Here is a 12,170-nt window from a genome sequence, read left to right on the forward strand (position 1 = left end):
TCCTTTTTTTATTTTTTAATCCCCAATAACTCTTCTTTCTGAGTTAAAAAGGTTTCCATTTCTTTTTGAATATCAATATCCAGTCGGTCGGCTAATTCAATCAACCACCAGATATTTTCAGCCATTTTATGCTCCAAGGTATAGGGCGTTTCATCATAGTAACGACCCTGCTTGGTCATAATCAGGCGGTTCATATTGCCAATATCATTGGTCAAAGCCAAGAGGTCTTCTTCAATGGACCACTCTTTGTCGTGGTGCTTGACCTCCAACTCTCTGTAAGCCTTGCGAACGGCTAGGCAACGGTCAATCGTTTCTTGTGGAATGCTGGTCAACTTCATCTCCTTGTTTTGTTAAAAAAGAAAATACGACGCCCTCGCAAAAGGACGTCGTAACGTGGTTCCACCTTCATTCGCAGTCACGCTAAAAAGCCTGGCTACCTCAGATTGGCGATAAGGGAACCACCCTTTTATGTTTGCATAAAATCATACCGAGTAGTGTCAATCCTATCCTCTATGTGCTTGCACCCACCGCACACTCTCTCAAAGATTTCCTAGAATTGATAAGTCTCTAAAAGCTATTATAACAGGATTTCCTGATTTTTCAAGGATTTTTCCTCATTTTCTTTCTTAGAGAAAATAGCAGAGCTCCTATCCCATTTCCAATCAGAGCACATAAGGTGTAGACAATCTGATAGAGAATAATCCATTCCTTAAAGAAAAAGATGGTTACAGGATAAAGCAGTAAAACCAAGGCAAGAAGGCTAGGAGAAAAGCCATAAAAAAATCCATAAAGAAGACCCGTTAGGAATAACACAATGGGAGTATAGAGCAATATATTCCCAACCACCAGCTCCTTAGAAAGCATGGTGTCACTAATCAGATGAAAGGCAATCAGATAAATACCTGCATACATGGATAGAACAATGAGAGTTACCAAAACCAGATTCTTCCAACTCTCTTTCCGAAGCTTTTCCATTTGAAACCTCCAAATTATTCAAAGAAATTCCGGATTGATTTTACTTGTTCGACTGATTTTTTCAATATTTTTGCTGTTGTGTCTGTTGATTTAACTACTACTTTTTGCGGTAGGTAAATAGCCTCTTTGATCAAAGCTTCTGCTACGCTATCTTGATTAGTATGTTCTTTTCTAAAATCATACGAAATCTTCAAATCTAGATAATATTCAAAAACCTTGCGCCCAAAATTCGTAGAAGAAATCTCATAGAGCTTCTTATCAAGTACATATGGATTCATTGGTGGTGTAGCAATAATTGCCTCAACGACGGCATCTGCCAACTCCTGTTCTCGAATGAAGAGTGTCCCAAACATCTTATCTGTTATAACGTTTTTTAAGTAGGGATTGCTATGTGCCAAAATAGGAGTTCCAGAAGCTAAGCTTTCTAAGAAAGTTAGTCCCTGTGTTTCACTGGTCGAAGCAGAAATAAAGAAATCCGCAGCTTTATAATAAAGCGCTGTATCACTTGGAGCAATCATTCCCGTCAACTGGACGTGTTCATCTAGATTAAGCTCCGCTATCATTTCCTGAAGATCATCTGTATAAGGTCCACCTCCGACAATGACCAACTTCACCTTGGGATTTTCCAGCAAAATTTTTGGCATTGCCTGAACGATTGCTTGGATATTCTTCTCGTGAGAAATCCTAGACAGACTTAACAACATCGTTTCATCACTAGCAATTCCTAGTTGTTCCCGCAACTCATCTGTTTCATCCTTGCCAATTTCTGGTCTATCAAACTTTGCCAGGTCAATTCCTGTCGGAATGACTCGTTTAGAAATCGGAACGTTGTAACTCATTAAAAGATCTTCAACAATCTCACTGGGGCAAATTACCCCATCCAGATCTTTTAAAAATGCCCGTACTAAATATTTAACCATCCCGGGACGAATAATCCTCCCCTTGGCAATATAGTGTACGTAGTCTTCATACTGGGTATGATAAGTATGTACCACTGGAATATCTAGTTCCTTGGCAATCATTTTCCCCAAAATCCCCAAAGAAAATTCTGTATGAGTATGAATAATATCTAGTTTATAGCGACTTGCAATTTTTAAGGCATCTGTAAAACCCGCGTAGGCCACTCGACGATCTTTAAAGGCAAAAAAAGGTACGCTAGGAATTCGGATAATGTCCCAATCTTCGTAGCGATTCACATCCTCATCTGTCGTCGTAAAAATAAATACCGTATGTCCCAATTTCTCCAACTCTGTCTTAAGAGTCCGAATCGAAGTCGCGACTCCTGAAACCTGTGGAAAATAGGTATCCGTAAACAATCCAATCCGCATTTACATCTCCAATACTTGTCGATAGGCATCCACCAATTGGTGGGAAACATTGTCAATCGAGCGACTAACCGCAACCTGGTAGCCCGCCTCACGTTTATCAACCTGCTTGTCTAAGATTTTCTGAATAGAATCGACAAAATCATCCACTGTATGTCCCAATTCGGCAACGTTTTCGTCAATCCAACCATTGTAAACTGGAATATCTCTTAGAACAACATGCTGATGACTAGCAAGAGCTTCCAGAACAACAATCCCTTCTGTTTCCTCATACGATGGGAAGAAAAAGGCATCCGCTCCGCTCATTGCACCCTGAAAAACAGCACCTTTAAAATAACCTGGAAACTCGACATTCGCTGGATGATCTCCCTCAACAATTTTTCTAATATATGACGGAATCAGCCACTTATTGATTGAACCGAGCCAAATGAAGCGGACATGCGGCATCTTTTCGGCTACCTTGACAAAGTCTTCAATTCCTTTACGTCGGAAGTAGAGCCCTGCACAGACAACAACTGGCTGACCTTCTTCAATTTTAAAATGCTCTCGAAAGATTGCTTCCTTACGTTCATCCTTCTTATATTTATCTAAATCAATACCATTCGAAACGGCTATAATTGGCGTTGTCACACCGTAAGACTGGATGAGTTTTTTTGAATACTCTGAAGGAGTGATGACAAAGTCTGCCTTTTGGTACATGCTTGCTAGATATTTCCCCACAAAAGGAGCTAGGGTATTCGAACCGATAAAGGAATTTTGAAAATCTTCCTTCGTGGAATGTCCATGCATGATTACCTTTTTTCCACTTCGTTTGGCTGCATGTAGCAATAACCAGGAGCGTGGACCATAGGTATTGATATGAATGACATCATAATCTCCCAGCAGGTCTGTTGTATAAGGAATACCTGCCATATCTAGCGCTTCCATCTGGTGTTGAAGCGCCCGACCAATTCCTGATTTCTCTAAAACAGTTTTACCTTCTAAATACAATAGTACTTTCATAATACCATTATAGCCCTTTTTTACATTTTTTCATATTTTAAACTGTATTCTACACGAATTTTGTATCAATTAAAGCCAATACTAAAGAAGATAATCCTAAATATATGATTACATAAAAAACATATAAAACAGATTTTAAAAGCAGAAGGACAGCTTGAATGTTTTTTAGAAGATGTTATAATTTACGAATGGTGCACATTCTGGCACTAAGCGTTCAAAATTTATTGAGGACTTTAGATGTAAAATTTGCATGTTATAACGACACAAATTAGCTACATAAATCATGCTTTGAGAAAGGAAAAAAGGATAATGAATACTAAGAAATGGAGAACATCGCTCCTAATACCAGGAATAGTATTATTTGGGACTGTTGCTCTAGTGAATAATGTATCGGCACAAGAAGTAAAAAATACCATCATCAGCGCAAAACAACCTGATGGGGGACAGGCTACTTCAAAGGCGGTTAATGTCAAAATACCAGCAGTAGTACGACTATTTGGTCGTGAACTTCTAGAAAATGAATTTAAATTTGAGCTTAGAGAAGTGGATAGTGAGAAACTTATTGATACAACTCAAAATACAAAAGAGGGCCAAGTTAGATTTAAAAATCTATCATTCGATAAGCCCGGCGAATATTGGTATACAATTTCAGAAGTAAAAAATGAGCTTAGTGGTGTTGAGTATGATTCGAAATATATTGTAGCAAAAATAACTGTAGAAGATCGAAACAACGGACAATTACAGGCAATGATTGAATTTATTGCTGATGACAATGTCTTTAACAATTTCTATACACCTGCTCCAGCTGCTGCTAGTCTTTCGATTAAAAAAGTCCTCGAGGGACGTACCTTAAACACCGGTGAATTCGAATTTGTTTTAAAAAATGAAAAAGGCGATGAAATCGAAAAGGTAAGTAATCAAGCAGATGGTTCTGTAAACTTTAGTGCCCTAACATTTACAAAAGAGGGAACCTATACCTACACTGTTTCAGAAGTTGATGGCGGACTTGGCGATATTATCTATGACAAATCAGATATTAAGGCCACTATCACTGTGAAAGATAACAATCACGGACAACTAGTCTCAACAGTGACTTATGAAAATAGCGATCAAATCTTTGAGAATATTTTGAATCCTGGGAAGTTAATAGCGCCAACCACGGATAGCATTATTACTGATATTGAAGCCTCTGAAGAGCAAATGGCTAATAAAGAGAAGGATAATATTGAAGCTTCTGAAAAACAGATGCCAAGCATTGTGAACGACATGGTCGTAACACCTCAAGAACAAATGGCTAATAAAGAGAACGATAATATTGAAGCTTCTGAAAAACAGATGCCGACTGTTGAGAACAACAATGCCGTAACACCTGAAAAGCAAATGACTAATAAAGAGAACGATAATATTGAAACCTCTGAAAAACAAATGCCGAGTGTTATGAACGAAAACGCCATAACACCTCAAGAACAAATGGCTAATAAAGAGAAGGATAAGGTTGTAAGCTCTGAAAAACAGATGCCAAGCATTGTGAACGAAAATGCCGTAACACCTGAAAAGCAAATGACTAATAAAGAGAACGATAATATTGTAATCTCCGAAAAACAAATACCGAGTGTTGTGAACGAAAATGCCGTAACACCTGAAAAGCAAACAGATAATAAAGAGAACAATGAAGTTGTAAGCTCTGAAAAACAGATGCCAAGCATTGTGAACGAAAATGCCGTAACACCTGAAAAGCAAATGACTAATAAAGAGAACGATAAGGTTGTAAGCTCTGAAAAACAGATGCCGACTGTTGAGAATGAAAATGCCGTAACACCTGAAAAGCAAATAGCTAATAAAGAGAAGGAAAATATCGAAACCTCTGAAAAACAAATGCCGAGTGTTGTGAACGATAAGGTTGTAACCTCTGAAAAACAGATGCCTGTTAATGAGAAGGACAATGCCGTAACACCTGAAAGGCAAATAGCTAATAAAGATAAGGAAAATATCGAAACCTCTAAAAAACAGATATCTGATAATGTGAACAACCAAAATGGTACAGTCGAAGAAAATTCAAACACTAAACCAACAACTGAAAAAACAGATAAGCAGGAGACTTCAACATTTAAAACCGAAACTGCTAAGCAAATCTTACCAGTAACTGGTGAGAAAGGAAGTTTATGGTTATTGACAAGTGGTATTATCGGGCTTGCAATTGCGTTGTTTACACGTAAACGTAAATTATAATAATCACCTAACTGATACAGTTCTAAAGGATGAGAACAAGCCCAGTACTGCTTCTCTAGATTCGCATCAACATCTCGCACAACTTACAGAGTGTGACAGACTTAAAATCAACCACAAAGCCCTCGCTAAGCTTATACATCTAGCGAGGGCTTTATATTTATTTTTTATAATCTTTTAGTTTTCGGTTAGTATAGCCATTTCGTTTGCTTTTAGTACTCGCTTCAAAGGTTCGGGGAACCTTTGAAGGCTGGAGATAAGTCGAAGCAAGTTTGCCTCAATAGCTACAGGTTGCTAGAACAGCCCAAAGGCTGTTCTAGGTTGGAAATGTTTCCTCGCTCGTCGAAGTAATAAAAGATAAACTAAATGATTATAATGTTTGATAGAGTGAGGGTGCGGAGTAATAAGATATCTTATCCGGCTACTCCCATATTTATCACTTAGTTGATTTCCGTACTTTGATTCCGTGGTTAAGAACTACCTCACGGTTTTCCAACTCTTCCTTGTGCATGATTTTGGTAAGCATGCGCATAGCAATTGCACCAATATCGTAAAGTGGCTGATTGATAGAGGTCAGGTTTGGACGAGTAAACTTGGTCACTAGGGAATCATCACTTGTAATGATTTCAAAGTCTTCTGGAACCTTAATGCCCATATCACTGACACCATTCAATAGACCGGCAGCAATCTCATCTTCTGCAACATAAGCTGCAGTTGCTCCGGCATTCAAAATACGTTCTGCTAGAGCGTAGCCTTCCTCGTATTTATACTTGGATTCAAAAACCAATCCTTCGTTAAACTCGATTCCGTTGTCCTTCAAGCCTTGTTTGTAGCCTGCAAAACGAACTTTACCATTGATGTCATCTACAAGCGGCCCTGATACAAAGGCAATTTTCTTGTTGTTCTTAGCTAACAGATTAACTGCATCAACACTAGCGGCAGCATAATCAATATTGACACTAGGTAATTGGTGCTCCAAATCCACGGTACCAGCTAAAACAATCGGTGTACGTGAGCGTGAAAACTCTGCACGAATCTTGTCTGTCAAATGATAGCCCATGAAAATGATTCCGTCCACCTGTTTTGAGAACAGGGTATTTACCACATTAATTTCTTTCTCATCATTTTCATCACTGTTTGCTAGGACGATATTGTATTTGTACATATCGGCAATATCATCGATACCTTTGGCCAAGGTTGCAAAATAAGCATTAGCAATATTTGGAATCACAACCCCCACAGTGGTAGTCTTCTTGCTGGCCAAGCCACGTGCAACAGCATTCGGACGATAATCCAAACGGTCGATGACTTCTAATACTTTTTTACGAGTATTTTCCTTTACGTTTTTATTCCCATTTACCACGCGCGATACTGTCGCCATGGATACACCTGCTTCGCGGGCAACGTCATAAATCGTTACCGTATCGTCAGTGTTTAACATACGTTATGTACTCCCTTTCAATAGTTCTAGTTCTATGAAAATTACGCTTTCACTCAAGTATAGTGTATCACTTTTTGAAACCACTTTCAAGAGAAAAACGTCATTTTTTTGATAATACTTGCAATTTTTTTCATTTTTTGGAACAATAGTCTATATAATAAACGAAACTTTCACTTTTTTTACCACTACATGCTAGAAAGGTCTCCACTATGTCAAAATTACATCATGTTAAATCCTACTTAGAAGCCAACAAAATGGACTTGGCCATCTTCTCTGATCCAGTTAGCATCTATTATCTGACTGGCTATCATAGCGATCCTCATGAGCGCCACATGATGCTCTTTGTTATGCCTGACCACGACTCACTACTCTTTCTCCCTGCCTTGGATGTAGAGCGTGCGGTTGCGACTGTTGACTTTCCTGTAGCCGGCTATATGGACTCAGAAAATCCATGGCAGATTATCAAGAGCAAATTGCCACAGAAATCTTTCTCAGCAATCGGTGCAGAATTTGATAATTTGAATTTAACCCGCTACCATGGTCTTCAGTCTATCTTTAGCCAACCATTTTCAGACATTACACCTCTGATTAATGCTATGAAATTGATCAAGTCTCGTGATGAAATTGAAAAAATGCTGGTTGCTGGAGAGTTTGCGGATAAGGCTATGCAGGTTGGGTTTAACAATATCTCACTCAACGTAACAGAAACTGATATCATTGCTCAGATTGAATTTGAAATGAAGAAACAAGGCATCTCAAAAATGAGCTTTGAGACCATGGTCTTAACCGGCAACAATGCCGCAAATCCACACGGTATTCCCTCAACAAACAAAATCGAAAATGACGCTCTGCTATTGTTTGACCTAGGTGTAGAAACTTTGGGCTATACCTCTGATATGACGCGCACAGTCGCTGTCGGTAAGCCAGACCAGTTTAAACAGGATATTTACAACTTAACTTTAGAGGCTCATATGGCTGCAGTTAATATGATTAAGCCTGGTGTGACCGCTAGTGAAATTGACTATGCCGCTCGCTCTGTGATTGAAAAAGCAGGTTATGGCGAGTACTTCAACCACCGACTCGGTCACGGTTTGGGAATGAATGTCCATGAATTCCCATCAATTATGGAAGGCAATGATTTGGTCATCGAAGAAGGTATGTGTTTCTCTGTCGAGCCTGGTATTTACATCCCTGGAAAAGTTGGTGTTCGTATCGAGGATTGTGGTTACGTTACCAAAAATGGCTTTGAAGTCTTTACAAAAACACCAAAAGAACTTTTGTATTTTGAAGGGTAATGGGGACCAATCGTTTTTTCACTCATCAAAGCTCGTTGACAACTGTTCATTTTGATCTTCAAAGAACATTAAATAGAAGTGCTGTGAAGCCAAGTATTAAAATAAAAGCATACGATCATGTTACCGAGGAGTTTCATAATCGTATGCTTTATTTATTTGTATCTAACCAAATCTTGAGAAACTGTAACTGATACTCTTCGAAAATCAAAATCAGACGTTGTTGACTTGATTTGATGAGTGAAAGGCTCCAGTGGAGCCTTTCAGCCTGTTACCTTGAAACAAAATAGTAACAGGGTTCTATCTGCGTAAGTAGAAACGAACTACGTTCGCTCTATCTCCAACCTCCAAAGGTTCCCCAAACCTTTGGAGCTAGTCTGATTTTGATTTTCATTGAGTATGAGAACAAGGCTAAGTCCACAAAGAAGGCTGTTTTATCTAAAAATTACGTCCGTTTTTACCGTAACCGTATTTTTCCATAAAGTCTTGACGGAATTCCAAAAGGTTGTCATCCATGATTGCTTGACGGACATTCTTCATCAAATTAATCAAGAAGTAGAGGTTATGATAACTTGTCAAACGGATACCAAATGTCTCGTCGGCCTTAAGTAAATGGCGGAGATACGCACGTGTATAGTTTTTACATGTGTAGCAATCGCACTCTGGATCTAACGGTGTAAAGTCCTCAGCGAACTGAGCATTTTTCACTACAAGACGTCCACGACTGGTCATACAGGTTCCATTACGCGCAATACGTGTTGGTAATACACAGTCAAACATATCAACCCCACGAATTACGCCATCAATCAAGCTATCTGGTGCTCCAACCCCCATGAGGTAGCGTGGTTTATTCTCTGGTAAAAGAGGGGTCGTGAAGTCCAGGACAGCATTCATTTCAGCGTGTGTTTCACCAACAGCCAATCCTCCAATAGAGTAACCTGGAAAATCCATGCTAACCAAATCATGAGCTGATTGGCGACGAAGATCTTCAAAACCAGCACCTTGTACAATACCAAATAAGCCTTGGTCATGCGGACGGCGATGAGCCTTGAGACCACGTTCTGCCCAACGACTTGTTCTTTCGATGGATTTTTTGACATAGTCATAAGGCTGGTAGAACTGCGGACACTCATCAAAGCTCATCATAATGTCAGAGCCAAGATTGTTCTGAATAGAGATAGCTTTTTCAGGTGATAGGAACATCTTACTACCATTGAGATGGTTTTTGAAGGTCACACCTTCTTCTGAGATATTGCGACTATCCGCCAAAGAATAAACCTGGAAACCACCAGAGTCAGTCAGAATCGGTTGATCCCAATTCATAAACTTGTGCAAACCACCTGCACGCGCCACCAATTCATCACCTGGACGAAGCCACAAATGATAGGTATTGGATAGGATAATTCCCGATCCCATCTCTTTCAATTCTTCAGGCGACATGGTCTTTACCGTTGCCTGAGTCCCAACTGGCATAAACATGGGGGTCGGAAAGGTCCCGTGTGGGGTAATAATTTCACCCAAACGTGCACCTGTGTGCTTTTCTTTCTTAATCAAGCGATACTTGATTGGAACATCTGTCATCTTTTATTTACCTCCCGCTAGGAAAAACAGTCCTAGGAATTTAATCTTGCATGGTCTAATCCATCAGAGTGTCTTAAATGTTCTCGCTTATTTCAGCGATATTTACCTTGTGTTCTACTTATTTAACAGTAAATAGATAGGCGCATCACAACAAACTGACAAATTATAGTCATTTAGTTTATCTTTGATTACTTCGACGAGCGAAAGGTTGGGCTCAAGACCAACCTCGCTTCTCAGGGGTCGTGTCAACATCTCAGCGCAGTGATTGATTGGCTGAAACAATCTGGGGTTAGACTGTTTCAGCTCAACAACTTAAAACTAGGACTTGTTGACGAACTTTTTTTGACCAGTCTAGTTCTTTCCCACTCCCTATTTCCAACTTCAAACACTCCACTAGAGTATTTGAACTCGCTCTGCCGTACTTCATAAAAGCAAACTAAACGACTATACCACAGCACCTTCCAGTCTATCAAAAAAAGCCTAGCTTGTCATCTAGAATTATGTTACAATGTTAAGATAAGGAGGTTATGTAGATGTTTACAATTTTTAATATACGTGAGCGGGCTCGCCAAACGCTAAACGAGACACCTGGTATCTATCAAGTGGCCGTCATCCCCGTCACCATTTCTGTTATCGTTCAGTTAATTTCTTTCTCTCGCAATAGCCTTGCTGGAGTATCAGCTGAGGAACTTGCTAGTCCTAGCTACTTTATTTCTACCTCCTTGTTTCCAATATTTTACGGATTGCTACTAGGAATGTTGTCATTATCAGTCATATGGACTATCTTCAATATCATCAAAGGGGGCAAAACTACCACATCATTCAAAGATTCCTTGAGCATTTTCAATCATAAAGATTTCTGGAAAATCTTTCGAACCTACATTTTAAAAAGTTTCTTGCTCTTCCTTTGGGGACTCCTGTTTTACCTTGGTATCGGTCTACTTATCGGTGCTGGAACGATGATTACGATTATAGCTGCATCCAGTCAAACCTTGGATCCTAATGCGCTTCCTATGGAAATCCTTGCCATACTGGGGCTAATGGCTATGGGAGGTATCCTACTTATCCTTTTAGGGTTGGCTCTTTATATTCCACAAATCTATGCTTACTCACAGGTAGAATATATCTTGTTTGAACAATTGGAACGCGAAGAATATACAGGCGCCTTTTCAATCATTCGGTCTAGCCGAAAGTTGATGAAAGGTTACAAATTCAAACGCTTTACACTTGATTTATCTTTCATTGGTTGGTTCCTTCTTGTCATTATTACATTTGGATTGGCAGGTTTATATGTATGGCCGTATCACTATGCTACACAAATGCACTTCCATGAAGAAATTTTAGATGATCAGGCTAAGAAAATGAGTTACGTATAAAAATAAGAGCGATATTTGCTCTTATTTTTATATAAGTTTTTGTGTCGATATTTAAGAAAAAAATATATCAATAATTGGTGCAAACAGTTGGATTGTGTTATACTATGACTGAGGAGCGACAAAGGACTATTTAGCCTGCTTGGTATTGGAGCAGATTTCTTCCTTTCTATTTTTACGCCATGTGTAGTAATTTGTTCCAATTCTAAGCGCTCCTCACTTAGAGTCATCCAGCAGTTCAATGGTTCATTGAGCTGCTTTTTCGGTGAAAAAAATATAACCCGACTTACTAGTATTGTTATTTCATTTCAAGATATTCAATCTTGATACATTTATTCATGACAATATCGTTACAACCTGCCTGACGCAACAGTTTTTCTGCTTCTTGACTTTCTAATCCAAGTTGAGCCCAGAAAACTTTGGCATTCGACTGGATAAATTCCTGTGCTACCTCTGGTAAAAATTCACTTCTGCGGAAAACATCTACAATATCAATAGGTTGGTCAATCTCTGCTAGACTACTATAGACCAACTCGCCTAAAATAGTCCCACCAGCAGCCTTGGGATTAACTGGAATAATTTTATAGCCCGCTTCCTGCATGAGCTTGGAAACGCGGTAGGCTGCTGTCTCTTCTCGACTAGACAAACCGACCACCGCAATAGTCTTAGCATTTTTCAAATAGTCAAAGATAATGTCCTGACTAGGATTTTGGAAGGAATAAGACATAGATACCTCCTTTAATGTATATTAAATGTTAGAATCAATAAAAGCTTAATGAATAGAGAACACTATAACACAATCTTGTCAGTTCATCTAGAATAATCTAACTAGTTATCGTCATTTAGTATTTCTTTTATTACTTCGTTAACTCGCCTTGCCTAACTCCAGTTATGCCTGCGGCTCGTTGCCTAGTACTAAAAGTAAACTAAAAGACTATACTAACTTAGCTTGTTT

General features: G+C 39.0%; 10 protein-coding genes. 3 read left to right on the forward strand and 7 right to left on the reverse strand.

Annotated features, from left to right (window positions below):
• Positions 1 to 8: 8 nt before the first annotated feature.
• From K5Q29_RS07395 to K5Q29_RS07410, 4 genes are all read right to left on the reverse strand, one after another.
• Positions 9 to 332 carry a MazG-like protein gene (locus K5Q29_RS07395; protein ID WP_398578112.1) on the reverse strand — a complete coding sequence of 108 codons (324 nt, stop codon included), beginning with the start codon at positions 330 to 332 and terminating at the stop codon, positions 9 to 11.
• Between the two features lie 268 nt (positions 333 to 600).
• Positions 601 to 975, reverse strand: coding sequence for a hypothetical protein (locus tag K5Q29_RS07400; RefSeq protein WP_105105297.1), 375 nt, complete (start codon positions 973 to 975; stop codon positions 601 to 603).
• A gap of 14 nt (positions 976 to 989) precedes the next feature.
• Positions 990 to 2,303, reverse strand: a complete 1,314-nt coding sequence (locus K5Q29_RS07405) for a glycosyltransferase family 4 protein (protein WP_024407007.1) — start codon at positions 2,301 to 2,303, stop codon at positions 990 to 992.
• Entirely contained in the window at positions 2,304 to 3,302 is a 999-nt protein-coding gene (locus K5Q29_RS07410; protein WP_105139736.1) for a glycosyltransferase family 4 protein, read from the reverse strand.
• Between the two features lie 309 nt (positions 3,303 to 3,611).
• On the opposite strand from K5Q29_RS07410, the gene K5Q29_RS07415 reads away from it, so the two are divergent.
• Entirely contained in the window at positions 3,612 to 5,531 is a 1,920-nt protein-coding gene (locus K5Q29_RS07415; RefSeq protein WP_105139737.1) for a Spy0128 family protein, read from the forward strand.
• A 433-nt stretch (positions 5,532 to 5,964) separates the two neighbouring features.
• Here the strand turns inward: K5Q29_RS07415 and ccpA are convergent, their stop codons facing one another.
• Positions 5,965 to 6,969, reverse strand: coding sequence for a catabolite control protein A (gene ccpA / locus K5Q29_RS07420; RefSeq protein WP_004298830.1), 1,005 nt, complete (start codon positions 6,967 to 6,969; stop codon positions 5,965 to 5,967).
• A 209-nt stretch (positions 6,970 to 7,178) separates the two neighbouring features.
• On the opposite strand from ccpA, the gene K5Q29_RS07425 reads away from it, so the two are divergent.
• Positions 7,179 to 8,264, forward strand: coding sequence for a Xaa-Pro peptidase family protein (locus K5Q29_RS07425; protein WP_105139738.1), 1,086 nt, complete (start codon positions 7,179 to 7,181; stop codon positions 8,262 to 8,264).
• Between the two features lie 435 nt (positions 8,265 to 8,699).
• Here the strand turns inward: K5Q29_RS07425 and tgt are convergent, their stop codons facing one another.
• Positions 8,700 to 9,842 (reverse strand): tRNA guanosine(34) transglycosylase Tgt, encoded by a 1,143-nt coding sequence (tgt, locus tag K5Q29_RS07430; protein ID WP_044763490.1) that lies wholly within the window; start codon positions 9,840 to 9,842, stop codon positions 8,700 to 8,702.
• A 533-nt stretch (positions 9,843 to 10,375) separates the two neighbouring features.
• Between tgt and K5Q29_RS07435 the strand changes: the two genes are divergently transcribed.
• Positions 10,376 to 11,218, forward strand: a complete 843-nt coding sequence (locus K5Q29_RS07435) for a DUF975 family protein (protein ID WP_105139740.1) — start codon at positions 10,376 to 10,378, stop codon at positions 11,216 to 11,218.
• A 295-nt stretch (positions 11,219 to 11,513) separates the two neighbouring features.
• On the opposite strand, the gene K5Q29_RS07440 is transcribed toward K5Q29_RS07435, so the two are convergent.
• The gene (locus K5Q29_RS07440; protein ID WP_105139741.1) at positions 11,514 to 11,942 is read right to left on the reverse strand and encodes a CoA-binding protein; all 429 of its coding nucleotides are present in this window, start codon (positions 11,940 to 11,942) and stop codon (positions 11,514 to 11,516) included.
• Between the last annotated feature and the right edge of the window lie 228 nt (positions 11,943 to 12,170).

Source organism: Streptococcus sp. 2018037 (genome assembly GCF_019754195.1).
Taxonomy (GTDB): domain Bacteria; phylum Bacillota; class Bacilli; order Lactobacillales; family Streptococcaceae; genus Streptococcus; species Streptococcus hashimotonensis.